16 protein-coding genes are annotated in these 17,758 nt (G+C 68.8%); 3 read left to right on the top strand and 13 right to left on the bottom strand.

The window, feature by feature from the left end; all coding sequences use genetic code 11:
- The 7 genes from H3O04_RS12920 to H3O04_RS12890 form a co-directional block, all read right to left on the bottom strand.
- Positions 1-518: carboxymuconolactone decarboxylase family protein (locus tag H3O04_RS12920; RefSeq protein ID WP_202587836.1), on the bottom strand; the 518-nt coding region annotated here is incomplete at its 3' end.
- A gap of 25 nt (positions 519-543) precedes the next feature.
- The gene (locus H3O04_RS12915; RefSeq protein ID WP_023476516.1) at positions 544-1,878 is read right to left on the bottom strand and encodes an aspartate aminotransferase family protein; all 1,335 of its coding nucleotides are present in this window, start codon (positions 1,876-1,878) and stop codon (positions 544-546) included.
- Positions 1,879-1,893: 15 nt separating this feature from the next.
- Positions 1,894-2,943, bottom strand: coding sequence for a C45 family autoproteolytic acyltransferase/hydolase (locus H3O04_RS12910; RefSeq protein WP_202587835.1), 1,050 nt, complete (start codon positions 2,941-2,943; stop codon positions 1,894-1,896).
- Between the two features lie 20 nt (positions 2,944-2,963).
- A complete protein-coding gene (gene glnQ / locus H3O04_RS12905; RefSeq protein ID WP_006486238.1) occupies positions 2,964-3,692 on the bottom strand; it encodes a glutamine ABC transporter ATP-binding protein GlnQ in 729 nt (242 codons plus the stop codon).
- Positions 3,689-4,396 (bottom strand): glutamine ABC transporter permease GlnP, encoded by a 708-nt coding sequence (gene glnP, locus H3O04_RS12900; protein ID WP_185714663.1) that lies wholly within the window; start codon positions 4,394-4,396, stop codon positions 3,689-3,691. Before glnP ends, glnQ begins: the two co-directional genes overlap by 4 nt.
- A 15-nt stretch (positions 4,397-4,411) precedes the next feature.
- Positions 4,412-5,164, bottom strand: a complete 753-nt coding sequence (gene glnH / locus H3O04_RS12895) for a glutamine ABC transporter substrate-binding protein GlnH (RefSeq protein ID WP_202587834.1) — start codon at positions 5,162-5,164, stop codon at positions 4,412-4,414.
- Between the two features lie 507 nt (positions 5,165-5,671).
- Positions 5,672-9,211 (bottom strand): ABC transporter ATP-binding protein/permease, encoded by a 3,540-nt coding sequence (locus H3O04_RS12890; RefSeq protein WP_202587833.1) that lies wholly within the window; start codon positions 9,209-9,211, stop codon positions 5,672-5,674.
- A gap of 118 nt (positions 9,212-9,329) precedes the next feature.
- Between H3O04_RS12890 and H3O04_RS12885 the strand changes: the two genes are divergently transcribed.
- Positions 9,330-10,277, top strand: a complete 948-nt coding sequence (locus tag H3O04_RS12885; RefSeq protein ID WP_027805305.1) for a LysR family transcriptional regulator — start codon at positions 9,330-9,332, stop codon at positions 10,275-10,277.
- A 45-nt stretch (positions 10,278-10,322) separates the two neighbouring features.
- Here the strand turns inward: H3O04_RS12885 and H3O04_RS12880 are convergent, their stop codons facing one another.
- Positions 10,323-10,694, bottom strand: coding sequence for an MAPEG family protein (locus H3O04_RS12880; protein WP_023476519.1), 372 nt, complete (start codon positions 10,692-10,694; stop codon positions 10,323-10,325).
- 302 nt (positions 10,695-10,996) lie between these two features.
- On the opposite strand from H3O04_RS12880, the gene alr reads away from it, so the two are divergent.
- A complete protein-coding gene (gene alr / locus H3O04_RS12875; protein WP_202587832.1) occupies positions 10,997-12,118 on the top strand; it encodes an alanine racemase in 1,122 nt (373 codons plus the stop codon).
- 198 nt (positions 12,119-12,316) lie between these two features.
- Here the strand turns inward: alr and H3O04_RS12870 are convergent, their stop codons facing one another.
- Both H3O04_RS12870 and H3O04_RS12865 read right to left on the bottom strand, forming a co-directional pair.
- Positions 12,317-13,111 (bottom strand): enoyl-CoA hydratase, encoded by a 795-nt coding sequence (locus H3O04_RS12870; protein WP_202587831.1) that lies wholly within the window; start codon positions 13,109-13,111, stop codon positions 12,317-12,319.
- 187 nt (positions 13,112-13,298) lie between these two features.
- Positions 13,299-14,729 (bottom strand): MFS transporter, encoded by a 1,431-nt coding sequence (locus H3O04_RS12865; protein ID WP_202587830.1) that lies wholly within the window; start codon positions 14,727-14,729, stop codon positions 13,299-13,301.
- 137 nt (positions 14,730-14,866) lie between these two features.
- On the opposite strand from H3O04_RS12865, the gene H3O04_RS12860 reads away from it, so the two are divergent.
- Positions 14,867-15,757, top strand: coding sequence for a LysR family transcriptional regulator (locus tag H3O04_RS12860; protein ID WP_202587829.1), 891 nt, complete (start codon positions 14,867-14,869; stop codon positions 15,755-15,757).
- Positions 15,758-15,778: 21 nt separating this feature from the next.
- Here H3O04_RS12860 and H3O04_RS12855 read toward each other — a convergent pair whose 3' ends face one another.
- The 3 genes from H3O04_RS12855 to H3O04_RS12845 form a co-directional block, all read right to left on the bottom strand.
- Entirely contained in the window at positions 15,779-16,237 is a 459-nt protein-coding gene (locus H3O04_RS12855; protein WP_202587828.1) for a DUF3592 domain-containing protein, read from the bottom strand.
- Positions 16,238-16,380: 143 nt separating this feature from the next.
- Complete coding sequence (locus H3O04_RS12850; protein WP_006486240.1) at positions 16,381-16,746, bottom strand: response regulator; 366 nt, start codon at positions 16,744-16,746, stop codon at positions 16,381-16,383.
- A 36-nt stretch (positions 16,747-16,782) separates the two neighbouring features.
- Positions 16,783-17,748: a chemotaxis protein CheX gene (locus H3O04_RS12845; protein WP_043887651.1), complete on the bottom strand. Its 966-nt coding sequence runs from the start codon at positions 17,746-17,748 to the stop codon at positions 16,783-16,785.
- Between the last annotated feature and the right edge of the window lie 10 nt (positions 17,749-17,758).

Here is a 17,758-nt window from a genome sequence, read left to right as displayed (position 1 = left end):
CGCATATCGAACGTGTTGAGCGTCATCGCCACGAGCGCGTAATAGCCGAGCAGCGCGACGAGATTCACGACGGTCTCGTGGCCGAAGCGCGCCTGTGCACGCGCGAACGTCGCATCGCTCACGCGGCGCGTGTCGTACAGCTCGGTGGCGAACGCATGGATCAGCGCATCGTCGTCCGATTCGAATGCGGGCGCGACGCCGCGGCGGATCGCGTCGGCCGTCGCGGCCGGCACGCCGGCCTCGAGCGCGATCGGATGATGGATGTGCCACTCGGCCTGCGAGCGCCAGCGCGCGGCCGTCACGAGAATCGCGAGCTCCGACAGGCGCAGCGGTAGCCCGGTGCGATAGCGGCAGAACGCGCCGAGCTTCTGCGCGTGCTGGGCCAGCTCGGGGCTCGCGATCCAGCCGAGGAACGGCCCGTTCAGGTTGCCGCGCGGGCCGCTGAGAATGTCGGCGAGCACGGCCTTCTGTTCGTCGGTGGCCGATGCGGGATCGAAGGGTGGCAGTCTGTCTGTCATGGCGAGGATTCGGTGAGATCGGGGTTCATGCGCCGGCCGACGCGAGCGCCGCGCCGACCGCGCCGGACAGCCGCTCGACGATCGTGTCGATCTGCTGCGCGGTGCACACAAACGGCGGCGCAATCAGGATGTGATCACCGTGCACGCCGTCGATCGTGCCACCCATCGGATACACCATCAACCCTCTCTGCATCGCTTCGCGCTTGACCGCCGCATGCAGCTTCAACGCGGGGTCGAAGGTCGCCTTGGTGTCGCGATCGCGCACGAGTTCGACGCCGACGAACAGCCCGCGGCCGCGCACGTCGCCGACATGCGGATGCGTGCCGTAATGCTCGCGCAACGACGCACGCAGTTGTTCGCCGCGCGCCTTCACGTTGTCGAGCAGCTTGTCTTCGGCGATCACGCGCTGCACTTCGAGCGCGGCCGCGCAGGCGGTCGCGTGGCCGAGGTAGGTGTGGCCGTGCTGGAAGAAGCCCGAGCCGTCGACGATCGTTCGATAGATGCGGTCGCTCACCAGCGTCGCCCCGATCGGCTGGTAGCCCGCGCCGAGCCCTTTCGCGATCGTCAGCAGATCGGGCGCGACGTCGTCTTCGTCGCATGCATACAGGTAGCCCGTGCGCCCCATCCCCGACATGATCTCGTCGAGGATCAGCAGCACGCCGTACTTGTCGCACACCGCGCGGATCTTCTTCAGGTACGTGCGCACCGGCGGCACCGCGCCGGCCGTCGCGCCCACTACCGTTTCCGCGACGAACGCCGCGACGTTTTCCGCGCCGAGCTCGACGATCTTCCGTTCGAGCTCGTCCGCGAGGCGCTGCGCGTACGCTTCGTCGGTTTCGCCCGCCTGCTGGTCGCGGTACGCATAGCACGGGCTCACGTGGTGCGCTTCGATCAGCAGCGGCAGGAACGGCTCGCGCCGCCAGGCGTTGCCGCCGATCGCGAGCGCGCCGAGCGTGTTGCCGTGATAGCTCTGGCGCCGGGCGATGAAATGACGGCGCTGCGGCTCGCCCTTCTCGACGAAATACTGGCGCGCGAGCTTCAGCGCGGCTTCGATCGCCTCGGAGCCGCCCGATACGAAATACACGTGGTCGAGCCCGGCCGGCGCGGCGTCGACGAGCCGGTCGGCCAGTGCCTCGGCCACTTCCGTCGTGAAGAACGACGTATGCGCGTAAGGCAATTGCTGCGCCTGTCGCTTGATCGCGTCGATCACGCGCTGGTTGCTGTGGCCGAGACACGATACGGCCGCGCCGCCGCACGCGTCGATATAGCGTTTGCCGGTCGAATCGATGATCTCGATGCCGTCGCCTGCGACGGCAACGGGCAAGGTGGCGCGCGGGGCGCGATGGAAAACGGTCGTCATGCGTGGCCTCATGGATCAGGATGCGCGGTGTGCGCGTCCGGACGGCACGATGCGCGTCGCGAAGCGCTGCGTGCCGTGTTGATGAGCGGTGAAGTCGATCGCGGTGTCATGAATCTCGAACACCGCGGTCGCCAGCGTGTTCTCGTCGTCGGGATCGGCCGGATCGTCACGATAGATCGGCAGCCCTTCCGGCGCGCGATCGCCGAGCACGCGCAGCAGCGCGGCGGCGTCGATCGTGTCGATGCCGGGCGTCAGCGTATCGACGCGGCGCTGGCGGTCGGCCGACGACTGCGTGACGATCTGTGCTTCCGCATCGCAGCCGGCATGCACGAGATGATTCGCGTGCCCACTGAGGTGCGCGACGTCGACGACCGAGCAGCGCGCGACGCTCGCCTCGATGCTCAGCACGCGCGCATCGCCGGTCGCCCCGAGCGTGTGATGAAAACCGCTCGCGCGCCCATGCGATCGCAGCACGTCGGCGGCCGCATCGAGCGACGTCGCGTCGAGCACGGCGCGCGCGAGGATCATGCGCGGCACGCCCGGCGCCGGCGTGCGGATTCGCAGGTTGTTGATCGCCTGCGCGATACCCGCGCGGTTCGCGGCAAAGGTATGGCCCGGCAGCGATCCCGGGTAGTAGAAACTGATGAAACCCGGCTTGCCCGCCGGCTGCACGTCGACGAGCAGGCAGCGCTCGCGCAGGTACGGATCGCCGTCCTCGTTGTGCGCGATCCAGCGCGTGCCGTTCGCAGCGCGCGCGGCGAGCGTCGTGCAGCCGTCCGGCGCGTTGTGGATCAGCTCGCCACGGCAGTTCCACAGGAAGATGTCCTCGGCCGGCCAGCCGATGCCCGCCGCGATCCCGTCGAGCTCCGCGACGAGATCGGGATACGCGGCAAGCGCGGCCTGCCGCAGCACCGCGACGAACGGATCGCCGCGCCAGCGGCGCACGGCCTGCCATGCGCTGCTCTGCTGCATGTACGCGTCGAATACCGGGCGGGCAAGCTCACCCAGGCGCACGCCGATGTCGAACGGCGTGCCGGCGATGACGGGAGAAAGGGAAAGCGGCATGTCGGCGGGTTCGGTTCCGTTCAGGATACGTGTTTCAGGAATTCCTTCAGGCGCGGCGTCGGCGGCCGGTCGATCAGGTCGACCGGATGGCCGTCCTCGGCAATGCCGCCCTGATCCATGAACAGCAGCCGCGTGCCGACCCGCTTCGCGAAGCCGATCTCGTGCGTGACGACGATCATCGTCATCCCTTCGGTCGCGAGATCCTGCATCACTTTCAGCACTTCGTGGCGCAGCTCCGGATCGAGCGCCGAGGTCGGCTCGTCGAACAGCATCAACCGCGGCCGGATCGCGAGCGCCCGCGCGATCGCGACGCGCTGCTGCTGGCCGCCCGACAGCTCCGACGGGTAATGATTCGCGCGCGATTCGAGGCCGACCTTGTCGAGCAGCGCCATCGCCTGGTCGCGCGCGTCGGCGCGCGACGCGCCGCGCACCTGGATCGGCCCGAACATCACGTTCTCGAGCGCGGTCATCTGCGGGAACAGGTTGAACTGCTGGAACACCATGCCGGCTTCGAGCCGGATGTTGCGGATCGTCGTCGCGTTGCCGCGCACGCTCTGGCCGTCGACCAGCAGCTCGCCGCCGGTGATCTTCTCGAGCGCGTTGATACAGCGCAGCATCGTCGACTTGCCCGAGCCCGACGGGCCGACCACGACGACCACCTCGCCCGCGTCGATCTTCAGGTCGATGTTCTTCAGCACCGGCACGTGGCCGAAGCTCTTCGACACGTTCTGGAATTCGATCATGCTCATAAGATACGCATCCTCTTCTCGACGATCCGCAGCGTCAGCGTCATCGCGCCGGTCAGTATCAGATAGATGACGGCCACCGCACTCCAGATCTCGACCGCCTGGAAATTGCCCGCGATGATTTCCTGCCCCTTGCGCGTCAGTTCGCCGACGCCGATCACGATGAACAGCGACGTGTCCTTCAGGCTCACGATGCACTGGTTGCCGAGCGGCGGAATCAGCCGCCGGAACGCCAGCGGCCCGACGATCTTCAGCAGCACGCGCGGCATCGACAGGCCCATCGCGAGCCCCGCCTCCGTCAGCCCCTTCGGGATCGACAGCAGCGCGCCGCGCACCACTTCCGCGAGATACGCGCCGGAATTCACCGTGATCGCGATGATCGCGGCCGTCAGGCCGTCGACGCGGATATGCGCGAGCAGCGGCAGCGCGAAATACAGGAACATCACCTGCACGACGATCGGCGTGCCGCGGATCAATTCAATATAGACCTGTGCGAGCACGTTCATCGCCTTCGGTCCGTATGCGCGGAACATGCCCGCGATCATCCCGACGATGAAACCGCCCACCAGCCCCAGTAATGCGATGAACACCGTCAACCGGACCCCGTCCATCAGGTCCGGCAACGCCGCCCAGATCGCCGACCAATCGAAATTCACTTGTCGCTCCCCGTTCGATTCAAGACCGGCGCGGCCGCCCGGCCGCGCCATGGCGCCTGGTCACGCTCACATCTTCGGCGGCTCGGCGCCGAACCACTTCTTGTAGATCTGCGCGTAGCGGCCGTCGGCCTTGATCTTCACGAGCGACGCATTGACCTTCGGCACGAGCGCACTGCCCTTCGGGAAGCCGATCCCGTACTTGTCGCCGCTGACCGGCTGGCCCGCGACCTGCACCTTGCCCTTGCCTTCGTTGTTCACGAAGAACAGCACGTTCGGCGTATCGTGCATCGCCGCGTCGACGCGGCCGGCTTCCAGCGCGAGATAGGCCTGGTCGATGTTCGGGAACTGACGGACCTCCTTCGGCTTCAGGTGCGCCTTGATCCAGTCGATCGTCGCGGTGCCCGTCTTCGCGGCGATCACCTTGCCGTTCAGCTCGTCGATCGACTTGATCGACGTATTGCCGGCTTGCACCATCGCGGCGAGCCCGCTGTCGTAGTACGGCGCGGAGAAGTCGATCGCCTTCTTGCGCTCTTCCTTGATGGTCATCCCCGACAGCGCGACGTCGATGTTCTGCGTCTGCAGCGCCGGAATCAGGCCCGCGAAATCCATCGGCTGGATCGTATATTTCCAGCCCTGGTCCTTCGCGATCTCGGCCCACAGGTCGAGATCGAAGCCGACGTACTTGTCGCCCTGCTTGAACTCGAACGGCATGAACGACGTATCGGTCCCGACGACGAGCGTCTTGGTGTCCGCGTGCGCGAGGCTGGCGCCGAGCGCGGCAGCAACCGCGACGGCTTTCAGGAAGGAACGGCGACTCATGGCATTTCTCCGCATGGTTGAGCGATGTAACCGGCCGGCTGGCCGGGGAACGACGACATCAAGCCGCACCGCAACATGCGATGTTGAATTAGACCTTAGTGCAACAAGTGTTGTCAATGGCGATACTACGACAACAAAAAAGTCCGCAACAAATAAATGCATCGAGGCAAACCCGCGGCGCGCGGCGCGGATAGATCGGAGGAAAGCGGCGGCGGGGGGCGACATGCAAGGGGCGGGCGTGCAGGCGGGCTCAAGGCAGAGGGCTGAAGGGAAGGTTGCAGCGGCTGGCGCGGGCCGGCACGACGGCCGTCCAGCGCAACGCGTGCGGCAGGATGACGACCGCGCCATCGCCGCCCGCACATCGGTTTGCGCGGACGGCCGGCGATTCAACCAGCCGCCTCGGCGGGACGACCGTGGGCGCCAGGCCGGCAACCGCCGGCGCGGCTCAACGCAGATTGCGGAATTCGCGCGGCATCGCCGAACGACGGCGCACCGATACCGCCCCGCTCACGCCGCGACTCCGCTCGCCTGATGCGACACGAGCCGCGCATACGCGCCCTGCCGCGCGATCAGTTCCGCGTGACGCCCGGCCTCGATCACGGCGCCCTGCTCCATCACGAGGATCAGGTCGGCATTGCGCACGGTCGACAGGCGGTGCGCGATGATGATCGACGTGCGCTGCGTCATCAGGTCCTCCAGCGCCGCGCGGATCTGCTGCTCGCTGATCGTGTCCAGGTGCGACGTCGCCTCGTCGAGGATCAGCACCGGCGCATCCTTCAGGAACGCGCGCGCGATCGCCACACGCTGGCGCTGGCCGCCCGACAACTGCACGCCGCGCTCGCCGACGCGCGTCGCGAGCCCGTCCGGCAGTCGCGCGACGAAATCGCCGAGCGCCGCGTGGTCGATCGCGCGCTGCACGTCCTCATCCGACGCGTCGTTCGCGGCGAGCCGGATGTTCGCCTCGAGCGTGTCGTTGAACAGATAGGTGTCCTGCGCGACGAGCGCGATGTGCTGGCGCAGGTCGTCGAGCCTCAGATCGCGCAGATCGACGCCGCCGAGCGTCACGCGGCCCTGCTGCGGGTCCCAGAAACGCAGCAGCAGGCTCGCGACGGTCGACTTGCCGGCGCCCGACGCGCCGACCAGCGCGACCGTGCTGCCGGGCGGCACCTCGAAGCTCACGCGGTCGAGCGCGGGCACGCTGCGCCCCGGATACGTGAACGACGCCGCGTCGAACCGCACCGCCGGATTGCCGGGCATCGCATGCGCGCCGTCGGTCACCGTCACGGGTTCCTTCTCCAGCGCGCGCAAGCGGCGCGTCGACGCGATCGTGTCGGCAAGCTGGCGCGCGACCTGGCCGATTTCGGCCACCGGCATGAACGCGGCCACCGCGACCAGCACCAGCAGCGGCAACGACTCGCGCGGGAACCCGCCGCGTGCGCACAACCACGCGCCGAGCGCCGCGACCGCCAGCCCGCCGAGCCCGCTCGCGACTTCCAGCGCGGCGCTTTGCGTCGACAGATCGTCGAGCAGCTTCGCGCGCTGCCGGCGATACGCGTCGACTTCGGCCACGAATGCCGCGCGCCGGCGCGCGATCGCCTGGAACGCGGTCAGTTCCGCGAGGCCCTGGATCGTTTCGGTCAGATGCGCGCCGAGTTGGCCGAGCGCGTCGCGCGCGCCGGTGCCGAGCCGGTCGACGTCGCGCCGGGCCAGCACGGGCGCGAGCCCGGCCCACAGCAGGAACGGCAGCAGCACGAGCGCGAGCGGCCATGCGACCGACGCGAGCAGCACCAGCACGCCGGCCGGCACGAGCACCGCGACGAACGCGGGCGCCAGCGTATGCGCATAGAAATATTCGACGGTCTCGACGTCCTGCGTCGCGAGCGACACGAGATCGCCGGAACGGCGGCTTAGCAGCCCGGCCGGCGCGAGCCGTTCGAGCGTCGCGAACAGCGCGATGCGCATTTCCGCGAGCAGCCGGTACGCCATGTCGTGCGCGAGCCACGATTCGAGCCAGTGCAGCACGGCCGCGACCGGCGCGATCACGAGCAGCGCGGTCACCAGCCCCGTGCCGACGTGACCGCTCGGCACCGCGCCGACCACCCGCGCGCCGAGCACGCCGACGCCGATGAACGCGAGCACGCGGCCGATCCCGAACAGCACGGTCAGCACCACCTTGCCCTTCCACGGACGCACGAAGCGCAGCAGGGTCTGCAACGTTTCCGGCCAGCCGATCGTCGCCGCGTCGTCGTTCAGCGGCCGCACCTGCGGGCCCGACGACGCGCGGGCGGTCGTGCCCGCCGCCGCCGTCGCGCCGACGGACTCGGCGACCGCTTCCAGTTGCGGCCCCATCAGCCGGCGATACGGGCCGTCGCGCGCGATCAGCGCCGCATGCGTCCCTTCGTCGACCACCTGCCCCTGGTCGAGCACCAGGATGCGATCGGCGCCGATCACGCTGGACAGCCGGTGCGCGAGCACGAGCGTCGTGCGCCCGCGCGTGAGCCGGTCGAGCGCCTGCTGGATCAGCGCTTCGTTTTCCGCATCGACCGACGACAGCGCCTCGTCGAGCAACAGGATCGGCGCATCGCGCAGCAGCGCGCGGGCGATCGCGATGCGCTGGCGCTGGCCGCCCGACAGCATGAGCCCGCGTTCGCCGATACGCGTCGCGTAGCCGTCGGGCAGCGCCGAGATGAAGTCGTGCGCATTGGCCGCGCGCGCGGCGGCGATCATGTCCGCGTCGCTCGCGTCCGGGCGACCGAGCCGCAGGTTGTCGGCGACGCTGCCGTCGAACAGCGTCGCATCCTGCGCGACGACCGCGATCATCTCGCGCACCTGGTCGGCATCGAGCGTGCGCACGTCGTGGCCGCCGATCCGGACCGCGCCGCCCTGCGCGTCGTGCTGGCGCAGCAGCAGGCGCACGATGGTCGACTTGCCGGCCCCGCTCGGCCCGACGATCGCGACCGTCTCACCCTCGCGCACGGTGAAGCTCAACGCCGCATGGGCATCCGCGCGGCGCCCCGGGTACGCGAAGCTGACGCGATCGAACGCGATCTCCGGCCGCAGGCCGGGTACGCGCGGTGCGTCGACGGAAGGGGCATGGCTGCCCGCGTCGAGCAGCGCATGGATCGCATTCGCCGCCGACTGGCCGATCATCCCCTGATGCAGCACCGCGCGCAGGTCGCGCAGCGGCCGGAAGATCTCGCTGCCGGCCATCAGCACGATCAGCAGCGCTTCGAGGCTCATGTCGCCGTGCCGCACGCGCCACGCGCCCACCGCGATCGCCGCGGCCGCGCCGAGGCCGGTGCCGAGATCCGTGAAGAGCCGCGTCAGCAGCCCGAGCGCGAGCACCCAGAACGTGCTGTCCGACAGCGCGCGCGCCTTCGCGGCCAGCTTCGCGCCGAACGCGGTGCTCTGCCCGAACGCCTTCAGCGTCGGCAGGCCCTGCACCGCGTCGAGAAACTCCTCGCCGAACGCCTTGAACGCGGCCGAACGGGCGAGCGCCGCGCGCTTGTCGGCGCGATGCACGAGCTGCGGCAGCGCGAGCGTAACGAGCGCCGCGACCAGCAGGACCGCGGCCGTCGGCACGTCCCACCACGCGAGCACCGCGAAGATCATCAGCGGCGCGCACGCGGCGATCGCGAGCTGCGGCAGGTAGACGCCGAAGAAGGTCTGCAACTGCTCGACGCCGTCGACGACGGCCAGCATCACGCCGCCCGTGCGTTCGCCGCTGAACCATGCGGGGCCGAGCGCGGCGATCCGGTCGAACAGCCGCGCGCGCAGCGTGGCCTGCACGCGGCCGGCCGTGTGCTGCGCAAGCACCGTGCGGCGATGATCGAGCCATGCACGCAGCAGCACGCAGGCCGCCGTTGCAACGACGGCTTCGCCGATGCCGCGCGCCGGCGCGCCGGAAAAAACCAGCGCCAGCACGCGGCCGAGGAATACGAAGCGGAGGATACCGACACCCATCGCGAGCAGCCCGAGCGCGACGGCCGCCGCCACCCGCCAGCGCAATCCCGCCATCATTGCCCATAGTCGTCGGTCGAAATACATGAAGCCTCCAGTCGGTGTTTCGTTGCGTTTTTCTTGACCGGATCGAGGCTACCCGCGCCGCCCGCACGCGGCAAAAGATGATTTTTCAACGGGTGTTGAGTCAACTACAATACCCCGCATGTCGCACCTTCCTCCCCTCAGCGCACTGCGAGCTTTCGAGGCGGCCGTCCGCCTCGGCGGGTTCGCGCGCGCGGCGGTCGAGCTGAACGTGTCGACCAGCGCGGTCAGCCACCAGATCCGTTCGCTCGAGGAATCGCTGGGTGCAAGGCTGCTCGAACGCAGCACGGGGCTCGGCGGCATCAGTCTCACGCCGGCCGGTACGCGCCTGCTGCCGGCCGTCAGCGATGCGCTGTCGCGTCTCACCGACGCGTGCGCCGAGATTCGCGGCACCGCGCAACGGCTCACCGTATCCGCCAACGCGCCGTTTTCGTCGATGTGGCTCGCACGCCGGCTGGCGGAATTCTCGTCGCTTCATCCCGACACCCCGCTGCATGCGGTCGTGCTCGACGACGAGCCGGATTTCGCGCGCAGCGGCGTCGACCTCGCGATCGTGCACGTGCCCGCGCACCGGCTGCGCGCCGACGACGACGTGCTGATGCGGGAAACCGTGTTTCCGGTCTGCAGCCCCGAGCTGTTTCCGTACGCATCGGGGTACGTCTGCCGCTCGCGGCTGCTGCAGGAGATGCACGAGGACAGCCCCGAGATCGACTGGCGCAACTGGGCGGTGCATTTCGGCTTGCCGGACGACTTCGACACGAAGATCGTCCGTTACAGCAGTTTCAGCCAGGTGATCGGCGCGGCCGTGGGCGGCGCGGGCATCGCGCTCGGCCGCGTGCCGCTGATCGAGCCCGAACTGCGCAGCGGGCGTCTGGTGCCGCTGGTGCCGGGCCTCTCGCGCGATGCGTCATGGCGCTTCGTGTTGCGCCGCCATCCGTCGACGCGGCATCGGCTGCTCGATCCGTTGATCGCGTTCCTGCGCAGCGAAGCGGACGCGCCGCCGTTCGTCTCGAAGAAGGTTGCGCCCGCATCCAATGACAGTCACGCACGGGGCGCGGGCGGCGCCTGACGAGAGCCGGCATGCCAAGCCGCCCTCGGGTGGCCCGCGGGCCGCTTACGGCGTGGCGAAGAACAGCGCGACGATGCACGCCATTCCGCCGAACCACACGAGCGAACGCAGCGACGCCCAGTTCAGCAGGTACATCAGCGCATAGACGATGCGGATCGCGACGAACGCCATCGCGAGCTGGTCGACGCGATGCACGTTCGCGCCGTTGTGCCATGCCACCACCAGCGCGGCCGTGAACAGCGCGAGCGCTTCCCACGAATTCTGATGGGCGGCCTGCGCGCGGGCACGCCAGCCTTCGAGCTTCGCCAGGTAATCGCGCGGCGCGCGGTTGTCGTAACCCTTGCGGGCCTTGGCGAGAAACGTCATCGGGAACGGCAACAGCGCCACGATGAACAGGCACAGCTGGGACGTCGTCATCAAAGTCTCCTCCGTTATGATTACATTGATCAATGACAAGATCGCCGAGAGCTTAGCATTGCGCCGTGCCGTTCGCGCACCGGTTTTCTAGACGGGAGACTCGGCCGCGCAGGCCGCCGGGGAAGGCGCCCAGGCCGCGACGACACCAAAATTTCCACCAAATCGTCGATAAATACGTTAATTAAAACTGGTCGAACACCAATAAGATAGCGCTCGACACTGGCTTGACGCGCCATCGCGCCAGCCGGCCGTTTCCCTCCGCGCCGCCGTGCGCCGAACGACATCCGACCCGAGCCCTTGCCATGCCCCGTCCCATCGTCGCCCATATCCGCCCCGACGCCGTCCGCCACAACCTCGACTTCATCCGCCGCACCGCCGCGCAATCGCGCGTGTGGGCCGTGGTCAAGGCCAACGCGTACGGCCACGGCATCGAACGGATCTACCCCGGCCTCGCGGCCGCCGACGGCATCGCGCTGCTCGATCTCGACGAAGCCGTGCGCGTGCGCGAACTCGGCTGGGACAAGCCCGTGCTGCTGCTCGAAGGCGTCTTCGAGCCGGCCGACGTCGAGCTGGCCGATCACCACCGGCTGACGGTCGCCGTGCACTGCGACGAACAGCTCGAGCTGCTGATCGCCGCGAAGCCGCGGCAGCCGATCGACATCCAGCTCAAGATGAATTCCGGGATGAACCGGCTCGGCTACCGGCCGGCCGCGTTCCGCGCCGCGTGGGAACGCGCGGCGAGTGCGCCGTCGATCGGCAGGATCACGCTGATGATGCATTTCGCGAACGCCGACGAAGGCGAGGTCGACTGGCAACTCGACCAGTTCGACGCGACCACGGCCGGGATTCCGGGCGAGCGCTCGGTGTCGAATTCGGCGGCCGTGCTGTGGCATCCGCGCGCGCACCGCGACTGGGTGCGGCCCGGCACGATCCTGTACGGCGCGTCGCCGACCGGCGCGGCGCGGGATATCGCCGACACGCCGCTGATGGCCGCGATGACGCTGACCAGCAAGATCATCGGCGTGCAGACGCTCGCGCCCGACGAAACGGTCGGCTACGGCCGCCGCTTCACGGCCGACCGGCCGATGCGGATCGGCGTGGTCGCATGCGGCTACGCGGACGGCTATCCGCGCCACGCGCCCACCGGCACGCCGATCGCGGTGGACGGCGTGATGACGCGCGTCGTCGGCCGCGTGTCGATGGACATGCTGACCGTCGACCTGACGCCGTGCCCGAACGCGGGCATCGGCTCGCGCGTCGAGCTGTGGGGCGACCTGGTGAAGGTGGACGATGTCGCGGAAGCCAGCGGCACGATCGGCTACGAGCTGATGTGCGCGCTCGCGCGCCGCGTGCCGGTCGTGATCGTGCCGCCCGGCGCGGCGAGCGTGCAGCCGGCGCTGCGGACGGGCAGCTACGGGCGCTGACCGGCGTCGCTGCGGCGGTGCGGCGGTGCGCAACCGCGTCGCCGCGCATGCCGTGCGACTTACCTGCGGGCTGCCTTGGGCGGCCCGTCTGCGTTTATGGCGACCCGCCGACGCGCACCAGCGACGATGCGGTACGTCGTTGCGCGTTGCACACAACGACGAGAGACGAAGCGCTCCCCGCCCGCCTCCGTCAACGCATCACGAACGCCACGTCGGCTTCCGCTTCTCGAGGAACGCGTCGATCCCTTCGCCCGCATCCTCTTCCATCATGTTGCGCGCCATCACGTCGCCCGCATACGCATAAGCTTCGTCGAGCGGCAACTCGTGCTGACGATAGAACATCTGCTTGCCATAACGCACCGCGGCCGGGCTCTTCGCGACGATCTCCGCGACCTTGCGCGCGACGGCCGCATCGAGCGCGTCCTCGGGCACGGCTTCGTTGACGAGCCCCCACGCGGCGGCCGTCGCCGCATCGACGAAGCGCCCGGTCATCAGCATGTCGAACGCGCGCTTGGCCGCGACGTTGCGGCTCAACGCGACGGCGGGCGTCGAGCAGAACAGCCCGACGTTGATGCCCGATACCGCGAAGCGCGCGGTATCGGCCGCGATCGCGAGGTCGCACGCGGCGACGAGCTGGCAGCCGGCCGCCGTCGCGATGCCGCGCACGCGCGCGATCACCGGCACCGGCAACGCGCGCATCGCGAGCATCACGCGGCTGCACTGCGCGAACAGCGTGCGGTAGTAGTCGAGTTCGGGCTTGCCGCGCATCTGTCGCAAGTCGTGCCCGGCGCAGAACGCCTTGCCTTCGGCGGCCAGCACGACGCAGCGCACGTGCGGATCGGCCGCCAGCGTGTCGAACGCATCGTGCAGGGCCGCGAGCATCGCTTCGGACAACGCGTTGAACTGCTGCGGGCGATTCAGGCGCAGCGTGACGACGCCGTCGTGCGCGTCGCGCAACAGGATCGGCTCGGCAGTCTCGTGAATGGGTTCCATGGTGTTCCGCTCGACGGGGTTCGGCAGGTTTCGCGGCGAGGCGAACGAGCGTCCATCGCGCCCGCCCGCTCGCGGCATGTCGAGGAAATGGTCCTCCACATTCCGCACGGCGTCCAGCCGCGCCGCCGCATGCGCGTGCGTGGCGGCCTGCAGGCCACGGCGCAACGGGGGCGATGCCGCGCGAGCGTCAACGCCCCCGTTGCGCGGCTTCCGCACGGCCGGCAGCCCTCGCCGCCAGCGCGGCAATCGCGTAGGCGACACCCCCGAGCGCCGCGACCGCCCACAGCGCATCGGTCGGATCCGGCAACAGGATCGTCGCGGCGCCTGCGACGGCCACGCCGAGCAGGCTGCCGGCCTGACGCGCCGCGTTGAGGAACCCGGATGCCACGCCCGCCGCGTCGGCAGGCACCTGTTCGAGCACCGTCGCGATCATCGGCGCCACCGACAGCGCGGTTCCGGTGCCGAATGCGACCATGGCCGTCCAGACCACCGGCCACGGCGCATGCAGCGCGAGCGCAAGCGCGATCGCCGGAACGGCCAGCGCCGCCATCGCGAGGCCGTTCGCCATCAGCGTGACGGGGCGAACCCGGCCGTGCAGCTTTCCCGACAGCAGGTTGCCGAGCGACAGGCTCAGCGCGAACGGCAACAACGTCATCCCGATCTGCCGCGCGCTCATGCCGAAGCGCCCGTGCAGGTACAGGCTCAGCACGAACAACAGCCCGAAGTAGCCGACATAGACGAGACTGCCCATCAGGTTCATCGCGACGAACACGCGATTGCGAAACCACGCGAGCGGCACCATCGGATGGCGGGCACGCCGCTCGACGGCGACCAGCACGACGGCCGCGAGCACGGCGATCAGCAGCGCGCACCGGACCTCGGTGGCGCCGGCGCCGCGCGTGGGCAATTCGATCACAGCGAAACACAGCGCGCCGAGCGCCGCCGCACCGACGCACTGGCCGGCCCAGTCGAACTGGCGCACCTCCCGCGCGGCCGCTGCCTGAACCAGCGCCGCCGCGCCGGCAAAGGCGACGGCACCGGTCGGCACGTTGATCAGGAACGCGCTGCGCCAGCCGAAATCGTCGACGAGGATGCCGCCCAGCACCGGCCCCACGGCGACCGCGACCGACGCGATGCCGGCCCACACCGCGATCGCCCGCGCCCGCTCGGCCGGCACGTCGAAGGTGCTGCGCACGATCGCGAGCGACGCGGGCAAGAACAGCGCGGCGCCCATGCCCTGCGCGAAACGCGCGGCCACGAGGAGCGCCACCGACGACGCGACGCCGCACGCCGCCGATGCACCGACGAACAGCGCCAGCCCGGCGAGATACACGCGCTTCGCGCCGAACCGGTCGGACAGCGCGCCACCCGCGAGGATCAGCGCGGCGAAGCTGAGCGTATACGCGTCGACGATCCACGCGAGTTCCGCGACCGTCGCGCCGAGGCTCGTGCGCATTGCCGGCAGCGCCACGTTGACGATCGTCGAATCGAGCACCGCCATGAACATGCCGACCGCGACGAGCGCCAGCGTCAGGCGCTGCTCGCGCGCCGTCGGGCGGCTCGGCGCGGCCAGCGGAACGGTGGAAACGGGGACGGAAACGGAATGGCAATCGGACATGACACCTCCAGGCAGATGCCCGGAGTCTAGGACCCGGCGCGCGATGCGGAAAAGTGATAATTTCGCATTGGCATGATGCAGATCTGCATCACCGATTCCCGTCCGCCGCCGCTTGCCCGATGACACAATCGATCCGTATGAACTGGGACAACGCCCGCTTCTTCCTCGCGCTGGCGCGCACCGGCACGCTGCGCGGCGCCGCGGCGCAGCTGAACGTCGATCAGGCAACGGTCGGGCGCCGGATCGCCGCGCTCGAGGACGAACTGTCGGCCCGGCTGTTTCTGCGCACGCCGTCCCTCTATGTGCTGACGACCGCCGGCGAAGCGCTGCTCGAACCGGCCGAAACGATGGAACGCGCATCGCTGACGATCGAACGCCGCGTGATGGGGCTCGACGAGCAACTGGCCGGGTCCGTGCGCATCGCCACGACCGACACGCTCGGCAAGCGTTTCGTCGTGCCCACGATCGCCAACTTGCGGCGCAGGCATGCCGGCATCGACGTCGTGTGCGTGACGTCGGCGCAAATCACCAACCTCACGCGCCGCGAAGCGGATCTCGCGATTCGCACGTTGCGGCCGGAATCGCCGGACCTGATCGTCAGGCGGCTCGGGCATCTCGAAACGGGCATCTACGCATCGCGCCGCTATCTGGCCGAACGGGGCGAACCGGTCGCGGGCAGCGCGTTCGACGGACACGATCTGGTGATGTATCAGCAACCGGTGGTGCCGACGATGTGGGACGCGCTGTGCGGTGAACCGACTTCACGCGGCCGCGTGATGTTCCAGACCTCGTCGACGATGATGCTGGTGGAAGCCGCGCTGGCCGGGCTCGGCATTGCGGAGCTGCCGTGCTTCCGCGCCGACACCGAGCCGGATCTGGTGCGACTCATGCCGCAGCGGTGCAATCATTTCGACGTGTGGCTCGTCGCCCATGCCGATCTCTACAAGACCGCACGCGTGCAGGCGGTGATCGAAGCCGTCGTCGACGAATTCGCGACGGCGGCGAGCGCGACGACCGCCGCCCGATAACGCGGGTTTCAGGCTTCCGCGTCAGCGCACCGAGGGGGTTCTCCCGCTGCGCGAGGCACGCACGCCCGACCACACCTGACCGACGCCGACGGCGAAAAAAACCATACCCATCGCGCCGATGGTCAGCACGGTGCCCCAGATCGCGCCGAACGTGTTCATCCGCGCGGTCGTCCTCGGCGCGTCCGGCGCGTAGCGCACTTCGACCGTCGCGCCGTCCTCGACGCTGACTTCGCCGCCTTGCGCATAGTCGACCTGCTCGCCCGCGAGCGTCGTGAACGTGATCTCCGGATGATGCGGGCCTGCGTTCAGCTTGACCACGCGCCCCGGTACGACGACCGAGGTTCGCAGGAATTCGCGTGTCGACTGCGCGTACAACGCAGTGCCGATCAGCATGCACGTGCCCACGATGGTAAAAACGATGCCCTTCGCGATCCGCCACTCGATGTGCTGCGCAGCGGGTCGCCCGATTTCGGATGCCATCTGCTTCGTTCCGCTCCTGATGTTCGTCAATGCCGGGCATGCGGCGCATGATGCGCCGCCACGCCGCCCTCGGCATCCGGCAGGATACGGACATCCCGGCACGCTGTAAATTGCGTACGCAAGCGGCTCGCCGGCCGCGCGCGTCAGCCCGCGAGCTTCTTCAGCGCGTCGAGCACCGCATCGCCCTTGAACGGCTTCACGATCCAGCCCTTCACGCCGGCGGCCTTGCCGCGCTCCTTCATCGCCGGGCTGCTTTCGGTCGTCAGCATCACGACGTTGACCGCCGTGTTCGCCAGTTCGCCGCGAATCTTCTCGACCATCGTCAGGCCGTCCATGTTCGGCATGTTCACGTCGCTGATCACGAGACGCACGCCGGGCGTCGCCTTGAGTTTCGCGAGCCCGTCCTTGCCGTCGACGGCCGTCGCGACGTCGAGCCCGTGATTGCGCAGGAAGCCTGCCACTTCGTCGCGGACCGTGCCCGAATCGTCGACCACCAGAATCTTTGCCATGTCGTATTCCCCTTTCGTCGTTGCTGACTTCAACATTCAAAACAGTTCGAGTTCGCCCGCCTCGACCATCGGCCCGACGTCCTGCACCGATTCGCGGAAATCCTCCGGCGACCAGCTCAGGCTGAACACGAAACGCTGGTCGAGACGGACCGAACGCCCCGATGCCGGATCGGTCATCCGGTACTTGAAACAGAGCTGCGGACAGTCGCCGCCGAACGAGATGAACTTCTGCTTGTGATTGACGACGAGCGGCACCTGCACCGGATGGCGCGCCAGCGCCTCGGCGTCGCCGAGATAGCGGTTCTTGAACGCGCCCCACACGAGGTTGGTCAGCTCGCCGAGCACGCTGTTCACGTCGCGGAAATCCGGCGCGCGACCGCCGTCGCCGTCGCGCGTGCCGCCGAGCATGTCGAGCAGCGGCTGCTCGCTCGTCTGCAGCAGCATGTAGCCGCGGCACCATGCGCTTTCGAGCGCGATCAGGCTGAACACCTCGCCGAAGATGATCTGGTCGCGCACGATGCACGGCGTGTCGTGCTCGATCGTCATGCCCGGGAACAGGCTGTCGATGCGCGCCTCGGTGATCTCCGAGATGCCGCGCACCAGCGCGTTCGGGTAGTCGCGGCCGAACAGGTATTCGTCGATCGCGCGCTCGAGCGGCGTCATGTCGTCGGCGACGTAGGCCGCGCACGCGACCCGCGCGAGCGCATCGGGCAGCCCGTCGCGCGACGCCAGCGATTCGCGGCGCAGGATGATCGGCAGCTCCGGGCGCAGCGCGTCGATCTGCGTCGCGATGATCGCGCTCTCGGCCGGCGAGCCGCCGTAATCCTCGGCCAGCAGGATCGCGCCGAGATCGATGTTCGAGCGCAGCACCTTCAGCAGCCGGCTGCGCCGCACGGTCAGGCCGACCAGGTTGTGCGCGTCGCAGAAACGCTTGATCGCATCGGCGTGCACGCGGCTGTCATCGAGCACGAGCACCTTGCTGACGGGTTGGTCTTCGGTCATCTCATCGATT

This window comes from Burkholderia sp. KCJ3K979 (genome assembly GCF_016759955.1).
In the GTDB taxonomy this organism is placed as follows: domain Bacteria; phylum Pseudomonadota; class Gammaproteobacteria; order Burkholderiales; family Burkholderiaceae; genus Burkholderia; species Burkholderia orbicola.
This window is presented reverse-complemented; position numbering and strand designations above follow the sequence as displayed.